Source organism: Pseudoalteromonas sp. NEC-BIFX-2020_002 (assembly GCF_013002825.1).
GTDB lineage: Bacteria > Pseudomonadota > Gammaproteobacteria > Enterobacterales > Alteromonadaceae > Pseudoalteromonas > Pseudoalteromonas neustonica.
On the sequence record NZ_JABEPJ010000019.1, the window covers coordinates 1 to 19,478 of the forward strand.

General features: G+C 40.6%; 20 protein-coding genes and 1 pseudogene. 7 read left to right on the plus strand and 14 right to left on the minus strand.

Annotated features, from left to right (window positions below):
* The coding region (locus HJP15_RS17580) for an EF-Tu C-terminal domain-related protein (RefSeq protein WP_502706993.1) at positions 1 to 106 on the plus strand (106 nt) is incomplete at its 5' end.
* Positions 107 to 369: 263 nt separating this feature from the next.
* On the opposite strand, the gene HJP15_RS17585 is transcribed toward HJP15_RS17580, so the two are convergent.
* From HJP15_RS17585 to HJP15_RS17610, 6 genes are all read right to left on the minus strand, one after another.
* On the minus strand, positions 370 to 1,299 hold the full coding sequence (locus HJP15_RS17585; RefSeq protein WP_170174259.1) for an alpha/beta fold hydrolase: 930 nt from the start codon (positions 1,297 to 1,299) through the stop codon (positions 370 to 372).
* Positions 1,300 to 1,419: 120 nt separating this feature from the next.
* Positions 1,420 to 2,325, minus strand: coding sequence for a hypothetical protein (locus tag HJP15_RS17590; protein WP_170174260.1), 906 nt, complete (start codon positions 2,323 to 2,325; stop codon positions 1,420 to 1,422).
* Positions 2,326 to 2,492: 167 nt separating this feature from the next.
* Positions 2,493 to 3,689 (minus strand): dipeptidase, encoded by a 1,197-nt coding sequence (locus HJP15_RS17595; protein WP_054206134.1) that lies wholly within the window; start codon positions 3,687 to 3,689, stop codon positions 2,493 to 2,495.
* Between the two features lie 59 nt (positions 3,690 to 3,748).
* A complete protein-coding gene (locus tag HJP15_RS17600; protein ID WP_054206058.1) occupies positions 3,749 to 3,994 on the minus strand; it encodes a YheU family protein in 246 nt (81 codons plus the stop codon).
* On the minus strand, positions 3,991 to 4,971 hold the full coding sequence (locus HJP15_RS17605; protein WP_170174261.1) for a hydrolase: 981 nt from the start codon (positions 4,969 to 4,971) through the stop codon (positions 3,991 to 3,993). The genes HJP15_RS17600 and HJP15_RS17605 overlap by 4 nt, the downstream gene beginning before the upstream one ends.
* A 546-nt stretch (positions 4,972 to 5,517) precedes the next feature.
* Positions 5,518 to 6,225 carry a pirin family protein gene (locus HJP15_RS17610; protein ID WP_170174262.1) on the minus strand — a complete coding sequence of 236 codons (708 nt, stop codon included), beginning with the start codon at positions 6,223 to 6,225 and terminating at the stop codon, positions 5,518 to 5,520.
* Positions 6,226 to 6,369: 144 nt separating this feature from the next.
* On the opposite strand from HJP15_RS17610, the pseudogene HJP15_RS22030 reads away from it, so the two are divergent.
* Positions 6,370 to 6,473: pseudogene (locus HJP15_RS22030) on the plus strand (helix-turn-helix domain-containing protein); the annotation flags it as partial.
* A gap of 60 nt (positions 6,474 to 6,533) precedes the next feature.
* Positions 6,534 to 7,244, plus strand: coding sequence for a substrate binding domain-containing protein (locus HJP15_RS17615; RefSeq protein WP_249365891.1), 711 nt, complete (start codon positions 6,534 to 6,536; stop codon positions 7,242 to 7,244).
* A gap of 173 nt (positions 7,245 to 7,417) precedes the next feature.
* On the opposite strand, the gene HJP15_RS17620 is transcribed toward HJP15_RS17615, so the two are convergent.
* From HJP15_RS17620 to HJP15_RS17630, 3 genes are all read right to left on the minus strand, one after another.
* Positions 7,418 to 8,239, minus strand: coding sequence for an alpha/beta hydrolase (locus HJP15_RS17620; protein ID WP_064435853.1), 822 nt, complete (start codon positions 8,237 to 8,239; stop codon positions 7,418 to 7,420).
* A gap of 354 nt (positions 8,240 to 8,593) precedes the next feature.
* Positions 8,594 to 9,016, minus strand: coding sequence for a TIGR02444 family protein (locus HJP15_RS17625; RefSeq protein WP_170174263.1), 423 nt, complete (start codon positions 9,014 to 9,016; stop codon positions 8,594 to 8,596).
* Positions 9,000 to 10,925 (minus strand): ATP-binding cassette domain-containing protein, encoded by a 1,926-nt coding sequence (locus HJP15_RS17630; RefSeq protein WP_054206063.1) that lies wholly within the window; start codon positions 10,923 to 10,925, stop codon positions 9,000 to 9,002. The genes HJP15_RS17625 and HJP15_RS17630 overlap by 17 nt, the downstream gene beginning before the upstream one ends.
* A 131-nt stretch (positions 10,926 to 11,056) precedes the next feature.
* Here HJP15_RS17630 and HJP15_RS17635 point away from each other — a divergent pair, with 131 nt between their 5' ends.
* Positions 11,057 to 11,260, plus strand: coding sequence for a YheV family putative zinc ribbon protein (locus HJP15_RS17635; protein WP_054206064.1), 204 nt, complete (start codon positions 11,057 to 11,059; stop codon positions 11,258 to 11,260).
* Between the two features lie 14 nt (positions 11,261 to 11,274).
* On the opposite strand, the gene HJP15_RS17640 is transcribed toward HJP15_RS17635, so the two are convergent.
* Together HJP15_RS17640 and HJP15_RS17645 are read right to left on the minus strand one after the other, a co-directional pair.
* Positions 11,275 to 11,490, minus strand: coding sequence for a SlyX family protein (locus tag HJP15_RS17640; protein WP_054206065.1), 216 nt, complete (start codon positions 11,488 to 11,490; stop codon positions 11,275 to 11,277).
* Entirely contained in the window at positions 11,477 to 12,475 is a 999-nt protein-coding gene (locus tag HJP15_RS17645) for a WD40 repeat domain-containing protein (protein WP_054206066.1), read from the minus strand. The genes HJP15_RS17640 and HJP15_RS17645 overlap by 14 nt, the downstream gene beginning before the upstream one ends.
* A gap of 203 nt (positions 12,476 to 12,678) precedes the next feature.
* Here HJP15_RS17645 and fkpA point away from each other — a divergent pair, with 203 nt between their 5' ends.
* Positions 12,679 to 13,431, plus strand: coding sequence for an FKBP-type peptidyl-prolyl cis-trans isomerase (gene fkpA / locus HJP15_RS17650; protein ID WP_054206067.1), 753 nt, complete (start codon positions 12,679 to 12,681; stop codon positions 13,429 to 13,431).
* Positions 13,432 to 13,733: 302 nt separating this feature from the next.
* Here the strand turns inward: fkpA and HJP15_RS17655 are convergent, their stop codons facing one another.
* Positions 13,734 to 14,204 carry an Rsd/AlgQ family anti-sigma factor gene (locus HJP15_RS17655; protein WP_054206068.1) on the minus strand — a complete coding sequence of 157 codons (471 nt, stop codon included), beginning with the start codon at positions 14,202 to 14,204 and terminating at the stop codon, positions 13,734 to 13,736.
* Positions 14,205 to 14,706: 502 nt separating this feature from the next.
* Here HJP15_RS17655 and hemE point away from each other — a divergent pair.
* Positions 14,707 to 15,771, plus strand: coding sequence for a uroporphyrinogen decarboxylase (gene hemE / locus HJP15_RS17660; RefSeq protein WP_054206069.1), 1,065 nt, complete (start codon positions 14,707 to 14,709; stop codon positions 15,769 to 15,771).
* 79 nt (positions 15,772 to 15,850) lie between these two features.
* Here the strand turns inward: hemE and sthA are convergent, their stop codons facing one another.
* Both sthA and HJP15_RS17670 read right to left on the minus strand, forming a co-directional pair.
* Complete coding sequence (sthA, locus tag HJP15_RS17665) at positions 15,851 to 17,278, minus strand: Si-specific NAD(P)(+) transhydrogenase (protein ID WP_054206070.1); 1,428 nt, start codon at positions 17,276 to 17,278, stop codon at positions 15,851 to 15,853.
* 13 nt (positions 17,279 to 17,291) lie between these two features.
* On the minus strand, positions 17,292 to 18,425 hold the full coding sequence (locus HJP15_RS17670; RefSeq protein ID WP_054206071.1) for an acyl-CoA desaturase: 1,134 nt from the start codon (positions 18,423 to 18,425) through the stop codon (positions 17,292 to 17,294).
* Between the two features lie 126 nt (positions 18,426 to 18,551).
* Between HJP15_RS17670 and fabR the strand changes: the two genes are divergently transcribed.
* A complete protein-coding gene (gene fabR, locus HJP15_RS17675) occupies positions 18,552 to 19,187 on the plus strand; it encodes an HTH-type transcriptional repressor FabR (protein ID WP_054206072.1) in 636 nt (211 codons plus the stop codon).
* Positions 19,188 to 19,478 lie beyond the last annotated feature (291 nt).

A 19,478-nucleotide genomic window follows, 5' to 3' on the forward strand; every position in this document is an offset into this window, starting at 1 on the left:
TGTAACTCTAATCTCGCCAATCGCGATGGATGAAGGTCTTCGTTTTGCTATCCGTGAAGGTGGCCGTACTGTAGGTGCTGGTGTTGTAGCAACTATCGTAGAGTAATAATTAACGTTTAAGTTAATTGTTAGAAAAAGGTCACTTCGGTGGCCTTTTTTAATGGCTGCGATTTGAGCTGTAAGCTCTAAGCCGTCAGCCGTCAGCCGTCAGCCGTCAGCCGTCAGTGAAAGACAAGCTTCTCTTGACACCTAAGTTAAAATGAGCAAAATTTTGCAGCTGATAGCTGATAGCTGATAGCTGATAGCTGATAGCTGATAGCTGATAGCTGATAGCTGATAGCTGATAGCTGATAGCTGATAGCTGATAGCTTATGGCTTGTTCTTTAACTTTTTCTGGGCGCGTTTTTTCTCTGCTTTTTTAACGTGTTTACTGATCCACTTGGTCATTTTTGCCATTAATGCAGGTGGGAAATTATGACCCATGCCTGTGACTATTTTTAGTTTCGCTTTACGTATTTGCATCGCGGTTAATTTACCCGCGGCAACGGGCATAACTGGGTCTACATTGCCGTGAATGACTAAAGTAGGCGCTTTTATTTTCGGCATTAAATGTTGCCTGCAATCACTTGCGGCAATGGCTGCTAATTGGCGATTGAAACCCCGAGGGTTATACGCACGATCTACCCCTGAAATGGCTTGTTTGCGTAATACTTGCTCATCTTGGGGATAAGCGGGACTGCCGATTCGTTGATTAAGTTTAATATTATACTGAATGGCGCTATTGCGGTTAGGGGACCTAGGGCGATGTTTTACTAGTTGTAGAAATAATTTTAGCCCAGATAATGATAGTTTCAGTTTGCCAGAGCTAGACATGATTGAGGTTAGGCTCAGGACCTTTTTTTTATATTTTGCGGCAATAATTTGTGCAATCATGCCCCCCATAGATGCGCCAACTAGATGGGCTTTTTTTATGTTCAGTGCATCCATTAACTCAATCACATCAGTTGCCATATCATCAAGAGTATACATATTGCTGGATGTCAGTGGCAGACGTTTACTTAACCAAATTTTTAGTAAGCTCGGATCGCCATACTGTTCTAATTGGCTCGAAAGGCCAGTATCGCGATTATCAAACCTGATCACTCTAAAGCCACTATTAACCAAGCCAAAATAGAGTTCTTCAGGCCACACGATGAGCTGCGCCCCTAAGCCCATAATAAGTATAATCGCGGGGGCTGATTTATCTCCTTGGTCTTGGTAGCTAATAGTAATACCACTTTTAATTTTAATCGTGCGCATATTACGTTATGTTGATAGCTTATTTATGGGGTTATATAGACAAGTATAGGCAAAGCCCAGTGATCCTTGATAAATACAAGTATGAATTTTTTATATCTAACAGCTCAAGCCTTTAAATAATTAGCCCTCAGTGTGTTTTCGCATTTCTTCTAGTAAGCTCTCATTGCCCATCATATCGTTTAATACTGACTTCACAGTACTATCAGATGTATTTTGATAGAGTGATAGGATGTGTTGGGCAATCTGTTTACTATATTCATTTTGCGAATCTTGGGCTTGGTAATACTGTGCCAGCAGCCCCTGACCAGCTAAGCGGCGTATATAGTCATTAGAGTCTTGTTTTAATAACGAGGTAAAACGCTCTGCGAGGCGATAGTCAAGTACAGGTGATTGAGTGGTCACTTCTATCGCTTGAATTTTAAACTTATCATCAGTACTATTTTCAGCCAAATCTAAAATGTTATCGACTACTTCAAAATCATATTCAGGCATTTTTGATTTATTCAAAATATACATATTCATTTGTAGTTGGCTTAATGCTGCCAGCCTATCAATATCGGCAAGATTAGGGTTAAGAATTTGTTCCCGCAATTGCGCAGTAACCTTTTTGGCATATTCAGGCTCTGATTTGATACGCAGCTCATAATCTTGTGGCAAGTCTACATAAAAACCGTATAACGGGTTTTCTTCACGCATTTTTGCTACTTCTTCTTGCTCTTTCTCTACTAACACGGCTAATACTAACTCTTTAAATTCATCCGTATTTTGTACTTTGTTAGCTGTAGGGTTTTGTAAATTCAAGTTTGCTACTTGTCGCTGTAAAGCGCTTATCTTGTTGTGAAGTTCTGTAATAGAAGGCGGACTATCGTGGCTATTTTTTGGTAAGTCTTTTACTGATTGTTGTAAAATTTCGGTATCAAGCTGGTGAGCAACAAGGGGGGCAGATTTGAAAAATGCACCATAGCATGAGATTGCAACAGCAATTGAAGCAAGGGCAATAGCAAAAGATCCTTTACTAATTGGCATGTAGGAGACTCCATATTAAAAAGCAATAATCTACCGCTTTTGGGTATTAAAGTCTGTTAAAAGATGTAGAGAAAAAGCCCTGAAAGAGAGTTGCAAATAGTTTTAAATAGATGATTAGCGTAAAGGTACGCCCATAAACTATGGGCGTACCTTTATTAAATTAACGCTTAATGTTTTGCTGCATAGGCTTCGGCTTGTTGCCAAACTCGTAGCGTGTTGCCACTAAGTATTTTTTTAATATCAGTATCGCTGTAACCTCTATTCATTAAACCTTGCACAAGGTTTGGATAGGTTGATACATCCTTTAAACCAATAGGTAATGAGTCACCCACACCGTCATAATCAGAGCCAATACCAACATAATCGATACCAATTAGCTCAACAACGTGATCAATATGATCAAGTACTTGCTCTAAGCTTGCAAATGGGAATGGGTTTTTAGCACGATAAGCGGCATCAAAATCTTTGCTTAATTTAGTGCCTTGTTTTTTCGCTGAATCTTTGGTGTTATTGAGTTGATCGTACCAATTACGTGAGCTTGAAGTGACAAAACTTGAGCCAAAGTTGATTTGAATAACACCACCATTCTTTTTAAGCGCTAATAGCATTTTATCATCCATATTACGCTCAAAACCTGGTGTATATTTACGCAATGATGAATGTGAAGCAATAACCGGTGTTTTAGATAATGCCATTACTTGATAAAACGCATCATCTGAAATGTGTGATACATCGATTAGCATGCCAATGTTATTCATCTCTTTTACTAGCTCTTTACCAAATGGGCTTAAGCCTTTCCATTTACGGCGAATATCATACGACGAGTCAGAAATATGATTGCTTTGTGAATGAGCTAGCGTTATATAGCGCACGCCGCGGTCAAAAAAGTGTTGTAGGTTTTTTAGCTCACCTTCAATCGGAGAGCCATTTTCCATGCCCATCGCCAGCGATATTTTACCTTGCTTAAAGTGTTCTTTAATATCTGTGGTCGAATCTGCAATTGCAAATCTATCAGGTGCACGCTGTGCAATTGCTTCCATACCATCAATTAACTGGTTTGCCAGTTGGTAGCTTTTACCTTTGCCTTCAAACTCTAAATGAGCAGGAATATATATCGACATAAAAGGGGCATTTAAACCGCCTTTAACTGCACGTGGGTAATCAAAATCACCGCCGTCAGTCGCTTGTGTTACATCGGCCCAATTTCGGTGTATACGATACGGTACGTCAATATGGGTATCGATCAATATTGTATCTTTAGCGAGTTTAATTGCCTTGTCGGATGCGGTAATACTTGTAGCTTGTAGGGTATGGCAGGACAAAGCAAGTGAAACGGCAATAACTACTGAGCTTAGTTTTATCATTTTTAATGGCTCTTTGAGTGAAAAAGCCATTGTCTATTTTTGTAACTCGGGTTACAAGTTTACTCGCTAAATTGCACTTCACTTTGAAGGGCTTTAAATTCGCTTTTAGAAATAATGGTCACCGACTCATGTAACTCTGAAAAAAACACCATGGCCTCGCCATTGTGTAGCTGTTTTTTTACCTGACTAACTTTTGCCTCAATACTGTATTCAACATCACCGTAATCGGTGCCTTCGCGCAGCACATAGCTCTCGATTAAATTGTATAGGGTGTCTTTATCTAACTGCTCATGGGGGATGATCATAACGGCTCTTTTTTAACGATCTGGGTAAAGTAGTGTGGCACGACCTGTTCTAACCAATAAATGGGCCTGAATGGGTTTTTACCACTTATAAAGCCAACATGGCCGCCTTTTTCTGAGATGTGCAGCGTAACATGCTCACTCACATCTTGCCTACTGGGCACGGCTTTTATTGACAACATTGGGTCGTCTTTGGCGTGTACAAGTAAGGTAGGCGTTGTTATATGTTTTAAAAAAGGCATGGCGCTAGCTTGCTGGTAGTAATCTTCAGCACCCACAAAGCCGTGTAATGGTGCGGTAAGCTTATCGTCAAATTGCCATAAATCGTTAATACCCATAAGTTGTTCAGGCGTTAAGTTAATTTGTTGCTTGATTTGAGGGAGCTTTCGCTTCATTGATTTTTTCATGCGATCAAGTAAGTACTTTTGATAAATTTTAGCCAAGCTTTTACGAATTACTTGGCATGAAGGCGATAAATCATAAGGGGCCGAAATAACCGCCGCTCCATCGAGTAAGCATTGCTCACCTTGTTCGCCTAAATATTTAGCCAGTACATTGCCACCGAGCGAAAAACCCACTGCAACCATTAAACGCTGAGGAAACTGTTGTTTAAGTTGTTTGATAAAAAAGTCGAGATCACCTGTTTCACCACTGTGATAAGCACGTGGCAAACGGTTAACTTGCGTAGAGCAGTTACGAAAATGCATTAAGACAACACTAAAACCCTGCTTTTTTAGTGCTTTCATCATGCCTTTAGCATAAAAGCTATTGATATTGCCTTCGAGGCCGTGCAGCACAATAGCAAGTGGTGCGTTATCGTCTTTAGGAAGTGACCAAGCAAGTTCTAAAAAATCACCGTCGGGAGTATCAAGCTGCTCTAATTGGTAGCGCGTGGTATGAAATGGGCGAAAAAACCGCGGCATAATTGTTTGCACATGGCGGTTGGTCATCCACCAAGCAGGCTTGAATTCTGTAGACATAATTTAAAACTGTTTAGCTAATTGAATCGCTAGTGTAACAAATTTTTAGCAATAAAAAGCCCCTAATCAAATAACTTGATAGGGGCTTTGTGCGTCGTGCTTAATGCTGTTCTGGAATATCTGCATCGTGTATTTTTTTCATAAAGAAATACACAAAGAAAAGGCATAAGCTAATAACTATTCCTAAAAAACCAAATGATAAAAATAGTACTGGGTCGCTAAAAAAATCTCTAAAGAATACGTCCATAACCTGCCTCCTGATGTCTATGGGTTAATCATAGGCCGACTTAGCGGGGGGTGATATGATCCAGATCAAGCTATTTTCCTGATTATAAAAACAGCGGTAAATAAGTTGATATGGATCATGTTTTGAAGGCTGTTAACGCATTAAAAAAGTAGCTAAGGGCCTTTACACTGCTGGTTTTTAAAATAACAAAAAGTTAGATCAATCTAAGTGTGCTTATAAAAATTGTCGGGATAAATCAGCGACCTACATTAACTTTTAAGCTCAGGTATTCATTGTGTGGGTCGTCATTTATGTTTAACTTAGTCTGTAAGCTTTTTAACAACCAGCATGTGTAAATCTGTTTTAGCTAAGAAGTGAATACCTTGGTTTGAGATTAAGTCACCCTCGTTTAGAGATGTAGTTTCTGCATCCGTACCGATTGTTAAGTTATCAGCAACAGCAGCGCCTGAAATAATATAAGCAAGGTTTTCTTGTGCGATTTGCATTGATTCACTTGCTTGTAAATGCACTATTTCCATAACCGTATGACTGTTAAAAGTAGTATGTTGGTTGTTATCACCGCCATAAATACGGGTGACGCCTGATTTGCTGGGGGTGTATGCTTTGTAGTCGGCTGGTTGGCCGTTTTTCTCCGGTAAGGCCCATACCTGTAGCATGCGGTTTTGCTTGTTGTCAGGGTTGATTTCGTTGTGGTTAAAGCCTTCACCACCGGCTCTTTGTACTTGCACATCACCTGCTATTAAATCTTTACCGTGTTCCATCGATCCTTCATGGCTCACTCTGCCTTCAATAATAATTGAAATAACATCGATTTCACTATGTGGGTGCATACCAGAGCTGCCTAATGGATTGTATCGAGCATCAGCAAGGTACACCATGTTACCAAAGCCTTCGAAAGTTTCTGGTTTTTTACGCGCCCCAAAAACCCTGCTATCGGTCACTAAGCGATGCTCTGTAATGCCTGCAAAGCCGCCTAACTTTAATGAATCTCTAGATAATACTTTCATACTTAATACCTTACTGGTGCGTTGAGTTGATGTAATCATTTTAGAGAGATATGATTGTTTGATAAATGCGCAAAAATGCAAATTTCTTTTTCAAATTCAACAACAATAGGTGTTTAAGTGTCTGACATTGATTTAAACGACATGATGCTATTTATAGCTGTAATCGATGCTGGTAGCTTCACGTTAGCCGCCGAGCGAGTCAATATTCCTAAAGCCAACTTAGCCGTAAAATAGCAAGGCTAGAAAGTAATTTAGGGGTTACCTTATTAGAGCGTACAACACGCACACAGCACATTACAGAAGTGGGTATGCGTTATTTAGAACATTGCCGACGTATTCAGCAGGAGCTTGAGCTTGCTAAAGTGTCAGTGGCAAAATCACTTGATACAGTCAGTGGTAAGTTAAAAGTGGGGGCATCTGTAGGAATAGGGCATGAAGTACTAAAAGAGAGCTTAGCGCAGTTTATACGACTGTATCCTAACGTAAATTTACAGCTGGAATTAATAAACCGTCGCGTAGATTTAATTGAAGAAGGGTTTGATCTCGTGATCAGAATCGGGGATTTAGATGACTCCCGCTTGGTTGCAAAACGTTTGGGTAAAATCAGTCGTAAACTATATTCAAGCCCGCAGTATTTACAATCGCAGGGTGATATTAAGTCAGTACAGCAGTTAAGTGAATGTGATTTACTATTGATGAGCAGCGCGCAAAAGAGTACTAAGTTGACGTTGTCTGCTGGTAAGCAGCATTATGAATATAAATTAGAGCCTAAAGCTATCGTTGATGATTTCACATTATTAAAGCAACTCGTTATTGATGGTTTAGGTGTGGCTGTACTTCCTGATTATATGTGTCAAGAAGCGTTAATAAAGTCTGAGTTGGTTTCAGTACTCCCTAATTGGGGGATGGAGACTGTTGATATATTTGCCCTCTACCCAAAGCATCGTTTAGATATCCCTAAAGTACGCGCATTTTTAGAGTTTATTCAAACATTATTTGCGCAAAGGTTAAGTGTATAAATTAATTAAGGCGGCACGTCGCTAAATCAAAAATTAATGCAGAGACATTTACTTGCCATTGAGCTGTGACGATACGGGCACTACAACAACCACTGCTCACTCGGATTTTGGTAAGCGCTCTGCTTGCTAATTTAGCCTAAGTTAAAGTTATTATCTTATTTCTTATGATACTTTTACTGCTCCATATAAAACTGCTTAAATGCATCGTAAACAGCAAGGTGTAAAGTCTCGTTATAATCAAGTTGTTCAAAGTAGGTGAAGTTAACTTGCGAAGACGTAGGAAGCTCTTTTTTTAATTTGTTGTAAACTTGTTTGGCACCTTCTTCCATAACCTTACCTTCTTTACCTACCGCCACATAAACAGCTTTGGGTGAATGAGTAGGGCTTACGGGGTTATTTAATAATTTTGCGTCGTTAAACCACATGCTTGGACTGATAATTATATAGCGCGAAAAAAGTTGAGGGTGCTTTAGTAGTATTTCAGTCGCGAGTAGCCCGCCTAAAGATTGGCCAATTAACGTGTTTTCTTGGTTGCTACGATAGGTTTTATTCACTAATGGCTGTAATTCTTTTCCTATGAATTGAATAAATTTTGCAGAGCCACCATGAGTTGGTAGATCGCGTATGTCTAAAGGGTGTGTGCTTTGTGGAGTGTAATCATGCTTTCTATCAATATTGGCTATGCCTACAACAATACTTTTTGGCAACATTTTTAGCGAAGAAAATGAGCCAAATTGAACCAAACCAGCAATATGTATAAAGTCTTCTTCTTTTGAGCCATCTAACAAGTAAATGACAGGGTAAGTTTGTTCGCCATTATGTTTATAGCCTTCTGGTAGATAAACATTTATCTCTCTTTTTTGGCCTAAAATGGAAGATTGAAATGATAGTGTGTCACCAAGTATAAAAGGAGTTTTAGTGATCTCGTTGCAAAAAGCATTAAAGTTGATGATAAGTGCTAGCAGTATGAAGGGAATTGTTTTTTTATACTTCATAAGTAATCCTTTTAGTTTTTAATATACGGTTTTTAAGCTGTTCAATATACACACTAAAAACATTCATCGTACAGTTAATTAACTCATGAGAGAGTGATAAAAAAATCATAGAACGTTTTATACCAATCTGGATAGATATGGGGTCTATTTAATTCGTTGAATTGTTCAATATTTATGCAGGTTGGTATTAATTACCGTTTTGGGTTTTAGGCTGCAAAAGGCAAAGCCTACCGCAATTAAGAGTAGTCATGAGCTGGGTCGTGTTTAGCCTGTTGCTTATCAATTTTTAAAGTTTCCTGAATACAACCAAGCAAGGTGATGATTCTACTTGGCTGTGGAATTAACGTTTAAAGCTCAAGTGTTTGCCAAATACATCTCAATATTATGCGGCGCTGCCTGTTTTGCTAAATCCATGCAATTAACCGCATCAATCAATATTTGCTGCTGTTGTTTTTCAAGCTTTAGTTCGGCGCTGAGTAGTTCTTTGCGAATACAAGCGTAGCCGCTGATGGTGGCTTGATTCGCTTTTAGGTGGGCGCGGGCGGTGCGTAGCGGGCACATTACGTTTTGATCAAAATCGCTAATGGTGGCCACTAAAATATCGAGTTGGTTGCTATTAATTTTTAATCCTAGCGAATCTAAATAATGCAGCAATAAACACAGGTTGACGTTTTTACCTTGCTGGTTTTGTAGTGCCAGCAAGGTTTGTTGGTTGTCGCATTGCTCATAAAAAGCGCAGGAGAATTGCCAAAAATTATCGCTATTGAGCAAGTTCATCGGCAAACGCTTGTTCTTTTTCTTCCATTTCTTCGAGCGCCATTAATAGCGTTTCTTCAACGTCGTTTAATTTAGGCGTAAGAGTGGCTTGTTTAGTTAGTAGCTCTTTTAACTTCGCCTTATTGTCATCGCTGTAAAGTTCGTTATCGCCGAGTGCTTCTTCAACTTCAGCTAGCTCTGCGGTGTATTTGTCGAGTTGCTTTTCGAGCTTTTCGATTTGCTTTTTAAGTGGCTGCGTGGCTTTTCTAAACTCCGCTTCTAAGCGCTTTTGCTCTTTACGGTTAACACCTGAGTTGGCTTTTGGCTCATCGTCAGGTTGTGTTGCTTTAGCTGCTTCTTTATTGGCATTGAGTAACCATTGGTAATAGTCATCGAGTTCGTAACCAAATTGCGTTACTTCGCCGTTATCTACTAGGTAAAACTCGTCAGCGGTATTTTTAAGCATATGACGGTCATGCGATACCGTCACCATAGCGCCTTCAAATCCTTGCAATGCCATGACCAATGCATGACGCATTTCTAAATCAAGGTGGTTGGTTGGCTCATCCAGTAATAATAGATTAGGTTTTTGATACACCAACATAGCGAGTACTAAACGGGCTTTTTCGCCACCAGAAAACGGTGCTACAGGCTCAAGCGCTTTATCACCAATAAAAGCAAAGCCGCCTAAAAAGTCACGCAGTGATTGCTCGGTGGCTTTAGGGTTTAAGCGCTGTAAATGGGTAATTGCGCTGGCTTTTAAATCTAATGATTCCAACTGATGCTGGGCAAAGTAGCCAATATTTAAACCCTGATGCTGAAACACTTCACCTGCTTGTGGTTGCAAATCGCCAGAGAGTAATTTGATCAGTGTAGATTTACCCGCACCATTACGGCCAAGTAGGGCAATGCGACTGCCCGGCACTAAATTAAGCTTAATACTATTTAAAATGGTGACATCGCCATAACCTGCTTGGGCTTTATCAAGCGTCATTAATGGGTTTGGTAGCGCGGTTGGTTCAGCAAACTCAAAATCAAAAGGCGAGTCAGCATGTGCTGGGGCGAGCTTTTCCATACGCTCAAGGGCTTTAACACGGCTCTGCGCTTGCTTGGCTTTACTGGCCTTTGCTTTAAAGCGGGTAATAAATTGTTCAAGGTGAGCTATTTGATCTTGTTGCTTTTCGAACATTGCTTGCTGTTGTAATAGGCGTTCAGCTTTTTGACGCTCAAATTGCGAGTAGTTGCCTTTGTATACATTGATTTTTTGTTTGTCGATATGCCAAATCTGATCAACGACAGCATCTAAAAATTCGCGGTCATGGGATATCAATACTAAAGTGCCGGTATACGCGCGCAAAAAGCGCTCCAGCCAATACACTGCATCTAAATCTAAGTGGTTTGTTGGTTCATCTAGTAGTAATAAATCGGCATCACGAATAAGCGCCTGTGCAAGGTTTAAGCGCATACGCCAACCACCAGAGAAGTCACTAACAGGGTTTTCAATCTGGTTATTGGCAAAGCCCAAGCCATGCAGTAGTTCGCCTGCTTTGGCTTCGATGCTATAGCCTTTAATATGTTCAAGTTGGATATGAACTTTGGCTTGGGTATCACCATCATCATTTTGTTCTGCTTCACGCAGGGCAATGCGCAAGGTGTAATACTCTGGGTGGCCTTGTAATACATAGTCAATTGCGCTGATATCAAGCGCAGGTGTTTCTTGTTTTACTGATGCGATAGACCAATCTTTTGGAATACTGCAATTACCGGCGTCCAGCTGCAGCTCAGATTTTAATAAACTAAATAGCGTTGATTTACCGCAACCATTTGCGCCAACTAGGCCAACTTTATGTTCTGGAAATAACGTCGCTGATGCGTCTTTGAGCAGTGCTTTACCGCCACGTAATAGTTCTATTTCTGAAATTTGGATCATGAATACGTTACTTTACTGTGCCCTGATTGAATTGCCTACATCATAGCACGGATCGACTTATGGTTATCAATCGTATCACCTTGGTAGATATTAGGATAAAATGATGACAGTTAAAACTGTGGGGAAGTGCTGTGAAACAGAAAAAACGATTTATTGCTGGTGCAACATGTCCTGAATGTAAAACCATGGATATGATGATGCTTTATAAAGAGCATGATGTAGAAAAAGTTGAGTGTGTGCAGTGTGGTCACAAGATGACTCAGCCAGAGCAGGCAGTTCAGGCATCAACACGCCAATTTGAACAAGTTATTGGCGTGTTTAAGCCAGGTGATTGATCACCTCAGCGCTTTTAATAGTGCGGTGGTGGTGGCTCTGGAGTATCAGACATCATCATTGACGATGATTGTGATTCTTTGATTTTTTCAGCCAGTAGCTCTGTTTGGCGTTTCATTTTTGCCAATAGCTGCTGGTGAACTTTTATTTCATCATTTAAAATTTCAATCGTTTCATCTTGAAAGGCGACTTTAGCCTCAAGTTCCATTAAGCGATGTTCAATTGTGTTCATTTTGTTCTCGTATAGTAAAACGCTCAGCGATTCCGCTTGAACTCTCGGTTAACAACGCCGTGCCGTTGTCAGTAAAAGCAACATCCAAAACCACCGCCGACTTAGGTTTACTGCCTTCGCGTGGGGTTACATGCCAACTCTGAATTTTTTCACCGTCTGATAATTGCCATAAATCAACCAAGCGATTTGGCGAGCCTGTTACCAGCAGTGTGCCTTGTTCATTAAAGCGAGCTGTAGTGAAAATTTTCTGTCGAGCAATATACGCCAGTTTACTAACAAGATCACCTGTTGTCAGCTGCCATACACGTGCTTGTGCCATACTGTCGGCGGTAAATGCATAGCGCCCTTGCGGATCGAGTGTGACATGGGTAACACGGTTGGGGTGATTAAAACGGTGAATAACTTGCCCGGTACGGGTATCCCAAAAATAGGCAACGTAATCATTCGAGCCACTCAACGCAAAACGGCCATTAGGAGCAAGATCAACCACATTAATTTTTTCTTGGTGACCAAGGAACTCAATGCGCCTGCCGGTCTCTAAGTTGAGGTAAACAACAACATTGTCGCTGCGGCCATATAAAACACTGCGCCCTTGGTTGCTGATAGCAATATCGCGAATGGTGGCCGTTTTGATTTTGTAATAACCGGTATTGGCGCCAGTGGCGATATCCCACACTGCGAAGGTGGTTTTTTCTGCGGTAACAGCGTGGCTATTATCGTATGAAATAGCCACTGTATGCACTAGGCTATCTTGGTCTTGCTGTTGAAACCACTGGTATTTGAGTACCTGCTGTTGATTATCCCATAGGGCGACCCCATGGTGTATAGATGAAATCAGGCTATATGTACCATCGTGAGAAATGGCAGAGGCAAACGCACCTTTAGCGGCATGCTCGTAGCTGGCCGTTGCTTGGTTTTTTTGCTCTGAGCAAGCGATTAATAAAATACAACTCAGAAGATACAAAAAAGTACGAAATATCGACATATTACAGGTATTTCCCCTTAACTCTTAGTGATTGAGAGGTTAGACTAGGTACGTTAAAAGCCTAGGCAGTTTATCTAATCACCAATATGATGACAGGTGGTCTGCGTATGGTAATTAGATAAGCAGCCTATCATGTAGGCCGTTAATCTTTAACTAGTAATAATACAATAAATGACATCTGCAAAGTTTGTCGGAGATTTAAAATGAAAAAGACGATTAAATTGTCATTGATTGCAGCGTCAGTTTTAGCGCTTACTGCTTGTAATCAAGAAGCAAAACAAGAACAAGCACCAGTAACGCTTGATACAGAAGCACAACAACAAGCATACGGTATTGGTGCGTCAGTTGGTAACTTTTTAAATAAAGATCTTGCTGATAAAACTGAGTTAGGCATTGAGCTTGATCAAGCACTATTAATTCGCGGCTTTAAAGACGCGCTTGCTGGTGAAGCAAAAATTGACGAAGAAAAAATTCGTGAAGTATTAACTGCGCTAGATACATCTGTGCGCACTAAGCAAGAAGCACATGCAAAAGTAGAAGCTGAAAAAAGCCAAGCGGCAGGCATTAAATTCTTAGCTGACAATGCAGCGAAAGCTGGTGTGACAGTTACTGAGTCTGGTTTACAGTACGAAGTACTAACAGCCGGCGAAGGCGAAAAGCCAGTTGCAACAGATGTTGTTAAAGTGCATTACAAAGGTACTTTATTAGACGGAACTGAGTTTGATAGTTCTTATTCACGTAACGAACCAACTACGTTCCCTCTAAATCGCGTAATTCCAGGTTGGACTGAAGGTTTGCAACTTATGCCAGTAGGCGCTAAGTACAAATTTACTATCCCAGCTGACCTTGCATATGGCGATCGTGACCTAGGTAAAATCCCAGCTAACTCAACACTTGTTTTTGAAGTAGAACTACTTGAAATTCAAGATGAAGAGCAAGCTGCCGCTGCTGAGTAATTTTTAGCACGCAATACTTAGCACGCAATAAAAAAGGGACCAATTGGTCCCTTTTTTATTTTCTCCCCATAATTAGGCGATAACGCAGTATAAATGGCAAACATGGGCTGCCCAAAGGGTTCTTCCTAGGGGCGATTAACTCTTTGTTGCCTACATGGAGGTAGGTAAGGAGCGTGAGCAGGACGCGGAAGCTTTACTCGATTTTTACTTAGCCTGCTAGGTTACAAACCTCGCGCCGCGATTAAATCGCCCCTAGATTGAACAAATTTCAATCCACAAAGGTCAACACGCCCTGGGGGATGTTAATCAGTATGATTAGAATACAAGTTGTCGATTAGTTCATCTTCTAACTCAAAGCGTAGCTCTAACGCTTCGCCTAATTTTGACAAGTCTTTATCAAAATCATTTAGTAGATCATTTTTATTCACTTCAGCATATTTATCGTTAAAGTCTAGCGCCGTATCTGTTGTTTCTGAAATACGCGGGTAAAGTTCACTCGCTAGCTGTTGGCTTTTTGGGCCTTTTTGTTCACATGCTTTGGCGATGTTATCGTAAATTTCAAAATGACCAGCAGACAAGTAGTCCATCAGAATTTGGCAAAAGCTTTGAATTTGTAATTGATCTGGCAAAGCCTGATCTTTTTTATCGTAAGGTGAAAAGCCAGCAATTCGACAATACAGAACCAGTAGCTCTTGGCGTTCAGCTAGCCATTTATCGATAACAGTGTGACTACCACCCCATTTTTTTTGAGCTTTCTCTAAACGCGTCAGCATTATCATTCTCCTTAGCTGGGTTGGTTTTCTTTATTCTTTACATAACAATGAAATATGAAGCAAAAATCAACACATTTTTTATTTATTCAGTAACTGAATCTAAACAGAATTGTATATAAGCAGTTTTTCATACTAGATTGCAAGCTATTTGGCTTATTTCAGGCAAGAAAAAACCACCATAAATGGTGGTTTAATTCTTTTTTCCATGACTTGTTTAAACAAGCTTTCTTTTTATTATGGGAAGATTTTTATTATTGTTTTTATGTAATTTTTATTGTTGTTATTGTTAACGCGGAACAAGTTATACCAAGCTTTTATTGATGTTGCAAACTTATTAATAAAAATAATTAAATGTTATTGTTTGTTGCGTGTTTTTTGCGCGCCGAATAAAAGTGTTGATCTGTATCTATCTGAGTGTGTTTTACTATCATTGCGATAGAGAGCCGCTCAATATGGTGATACAATCTGCGCAATATCTACAAGCTTTAGGATCCTTAACGCTATGAGCGAATTAAAAAACGACCGTTATTTACGTGCACTACAAAAGCAACCAGTTGATGTAACTCCGGTATGGATGATGCGCCAAGCAGGGCGTTATTTACCAGAATACCGCGCTACACGTGCACAAGCGGGCGATTTTATGAGCCTGTGTAGAAATGCAGAACTTGCTTGCGAAGTAACGTTACAGCCACTGCGTCGTTATCCGTTAGATGCGGCTATATTATTCAGCGATATCTTAACGATCCCTGATGCTATGGGTCTAGGTTTGTACTTTGAAACTGGCGAAGGTCCTAAATTTGAACGCCCAATTTCATCATTAGCAGACGTTAAAAAAATTCCAAAGCTAGACCCGACCGACGAGCTAGGCTACGTAATGAATGCCGTTAGCACTATTCGTCGTGAATTAAAGGGTGAAGTTCCACTTATTGGTTTCTCTGGCTCGCCATGGACACTTGCAACTTACATGGTTGAAGGCGGTAGCAGTAAAGTATTTGGTAAAATTAAAAAAATGGCGTTTGCTGAGCCACAAACATTGCACTTATTGCTTGATAAGCTTGCTGATTCTGTAATTGATTACCTAAACGCGCAAGTTAAAGCGGGTGCACAATCATTAATGGTATTTGATTCATGGGGTGGTGTATTAAGCCCGCGTGATTACAACGAGTTCTCATTGCAATATATGCACAAAATTGTTGATGGTTTAATTCGTGAATACGATGGCCGTAAAGTGCCTGTAACGCTGTTTACTAAAAACGGTGGTCAATGGATTGAAGCAATCGCTGCAACAGGCTGTGACGCTATCGGCCTTGATTGGACGATTAATATCAGTGATGCAAAGCGTCGTGTTGGCGATAAAGTGGCACTACAGGGCAACATGGACCCATCTATGCTGCATGGTACACCAGAGCGTATCCGCCAAGAAGTGGGCACCATATTAGAAGATTTTGGTACAGGTAATGGCCACGTATTTAACTTAGGCCACGGTATTACACCGGATGTAGATCCTGAGAACGCAGGTGTATTTATTAATGCAGTACATGAGCTAAGTGCGCAATATCATAAGTAATAGCAAACGTAACAGCAGCTGTTATTGATAATCAAAAAAGCCCGCTTAGTAATAAGCGGGCTTTTTGTTGCTTAGCTGTTTACTTAAACAAGCGATTTAAGCCATTTAATGCCGCAACACGGTAGGCTTCAGCCATCGTTGGGTAATTAAACGTGGTATTTACGAAGTAGTCTATAGTGTTGCCACCATTTTTTTGTTCCATAATTGCTTGGCCAATGTGAACAATCTCAGAGGCACGCTCACCAAAGCAATGCACACCGAGTACTTCTTTCGTTTCGGTATGGAATAAAATCTTTAAACTACCCACTTCAGTACCCGCAATTTGCGCCCGTGCCAAATGTTTGAATTGCGCACGGCCTACTTCATACGGAATTTTAGCTGCGGTTAGCTCTTGCTCTGTTTTACCTACAGAGCTCATTTCAGGAATGGTATAAATACCCGCTGGAATATCAATAATCAGTTTTTCATCACAGTTACCACAGGCAATTGCATCAGCAGCAATGCGGCCTTGATCAAACGCAGCACTGGCAAGGCTTGGGTAACCAATAACATCGCCAACTGCATAAATATTGTCAATGTCAGTTTGATAGGTCTCGTTTACTTTTAATTGACCGCGGCTATCAGCTTTTAAGCCAACCGCTTCGAGGTTTAATGTATCAGTGTTACCAGTACGACCATTGGCAAATAAAATACAGTCAGCTTTAACACGCTTACCTGATTTTAAATGCATGATCACGCAATCATCACGGGTTTCAATACGATCAAATTCTTCGTTATGGCGAATAACAATACCGCTGTTCCAAAAGTGGTAACTTAGTGCATCTGAAATTTCAGCATCCATAAAAGCAAGCAAGCGATCACGGGTATTTACTAAATCAACCTTTGCGCCGAGGCCTTTAAAGATAGAGGCATACTCACAGCCAATCACACCGGCGCCATAAATAAGAACACGATGAGGGTCATGCTCAAGCCCTAAAATCGTATCACTTTCGTAAATACGAGAATGGGTAAAGTCGACTTCTGGTGGGCGATAAGGGCGTGAACCGGTCGCAATAACAATTGTTTTGGCTGTTAGTCGCTCAGTGGAACCATCAAGGCGTTTAATCTCAATGGTGTGCTTGTCAACAAAGCTCGCATCACCTTGAAACATATGAATACGGTTACGATCGTAAAAGCTACTGCGTAAATTAGACTGCTTAGAAATAACCGAACTGGCATGGCGCAAAATATCGGGGAATGTTAAACGAGTAGGGCGCTCTCCTACATTAAATAACGGGTTTGCTTTGTACTCAATATAGCGGCTCACAGAGTGGCGCAGGGCTTTTGATGGAATGGTCCCCCAATGCACACAACCGCCACCAACGGCTTCTTGGCGTTCAATAACGGCCACTTTTTTGTTACTTTTAGACAGGTTCATGGCGGTACCTTCACCGCCAGGACCTGTGCCTATAATGATCGCATCATATTGAAATGATGGTTGTTCTTGCTTTACTTGTTGTTTGGCCACAGCCACTCCTACATTAACTAAAAGAGGCTTTTAATAACCTCGCATTCAGTGCTAGCCAAGCCTGCTTTTGGGTTTCCCAAGCGGCTTCAAGCTCATGGTATTGTGTAATTAAAGCTGATTTTTCGCATTGTTGCAGCATGTTATTCTTTTTAACTTCTAATACCTGTTTTTTCAGGGCACAAAAGTGTTGTAGCTTTTTCAGCAATAAATCATATTCTTGCTGCAATAATGTAAGCTTATCTTGCGCTAAAGGCAATTTTGCCAAGCGATTTTGAGTTTTATTCATCAATGTTTCGGCTTTTGCTTTTTCAATACGCTCAATTGGTGTTCGTTTTAGCTTTTTAGCCAAGCCAATAGCTGCAAATGAGCGGATCATCCATTTTGTTGGATCATAATGAAACCATCTAATACCGTTGCGGTAATCGCTCGCAAAAATATGATGGAAGTTATGGTAGCCTTCACCATACGTAAATAATGCTAAAAAGCCATTATCGCGTGCGGTGTTTTTTTCAGTATAAGGGCGAGAGCCCCAAATGTGCGCGACTGAGTTGATAAAAAAAGTAAAATGTTGGCTTAATACCAAGCGCAGCAAGCCAGCCAATAACAGCATACCTATTACATCGCCAACCAATAAACCCAGCACCAGTGGAATACCAATATTAGTGGCTAATACGAGTTTTAAATAATGACGGTGTTGCCACATTACAATTTTGTTGCGCTGCAAGTCTCGACAGTTACTGTAATCACCATAACTATCGCCTTGGTAATCGCGCAGCATCCAACCAATATGGCTATACCAAAAACCGTTGGTTGCAGCGTAAGGATCTTTAACTGGGTCATCAACTTGACCATGATGTACACGATGGTCGCTACTCCAGTGCAGGGCGCTATTTTGCAATGCAAATGCACCACCGATAGCAAAAATCATCTCAACAGCAGGGTGAGCATCGTAGGTTTTATGTGCCCAAAGGCGGTGATAGCCCGCGGTGATCGACATCCCGGCGTAAAACATACACGCCACAAATGCGATCCAGTGCGCACTGGTAAATCCATAGCTTATACCATACCAAGGAACAAGCGTTGCGGCAGCCAAAAAAGTAAGGCTAAAGAACAGGACGTTAGTCCAAATAATCGGTGGTTTATTCATCTTTATAAATCTGAGCGTACACTTGTAAGCTAAAATAATATTTCATTCTCTCGCCGTCAAGTATTAGACTGGGGAATTGAGATAAAAATCACCATAATTTGATTTAAAATAAATCAGGAGTAGTTTATGTCGGGTGTTCGTGCGCAACAGAAGCAAAAAACACGACAAGCTTTAATTCAGGCGGCATTTAACCAATTAAGTGCCGAACATAGCTTTTCGAATTTAAGTTTACGCGAAGTTGCCCGCGAAGCTGGTATAGCCCCCACCTCATTTTATCGCCATTTTAAAGATATGAATGAACTTGGCTTAACCATGGTTGACGAAGCCGGTTTAACATTGCGCCAACTTATGCGTCAAGCACGCCGACGTATTGCCAGCGGCAATAATAGTATTATCAGCACCTCAGTCATTACCTTTATGGAGTTTATCGACAACTCCAGTAACCAGTTTAGACTACTATTGCGAGAACGCTCAGGAACATCCAAAGCATTTAGGGCCGCAGTTGCTCGTGAAATTAAGCATTTTATTCTAGAGCTTGCGCATTATCTTGAAAGCGAAACCCCCTGCGATGCAACTCAAGCTTATATTCAAGCAGAGGCCATGGTAACACTGGTATTTAATGCCGGCGCTGAAGCACTAGACATAGACGCACAGCAGCGCGAAGAGCTTGTAGAGCGAGTCATCTGGCAGTTACGCTATATTACCCGAGGCGCGAGTAACTATGTGCGCGAAACTCATAAAGCGATTGAACCAACAATCTAGTTTTTGTGAGAAAAAACCCGAAGAGCTAATATAAGCACCAACCTTGAGGGTCGGTAAGTAATTTAAACACTATTATCGACTAATTTTTATTTATTTATGTTTTAATGTCATTTTTTAGCATAAATAAACCTTTTAATGTCGTTTTTAATTCCTTTTAAAGAAAAAATTATGCTTGCATGCACCTCTGTGGAGTGTTAAAAATACAGCTAATTAAACACACATTTAGTAAAAGTAGATGCAAAATACACACTTAATTACACTAAAACTAAACCTCTTACTGCTAACGTATGT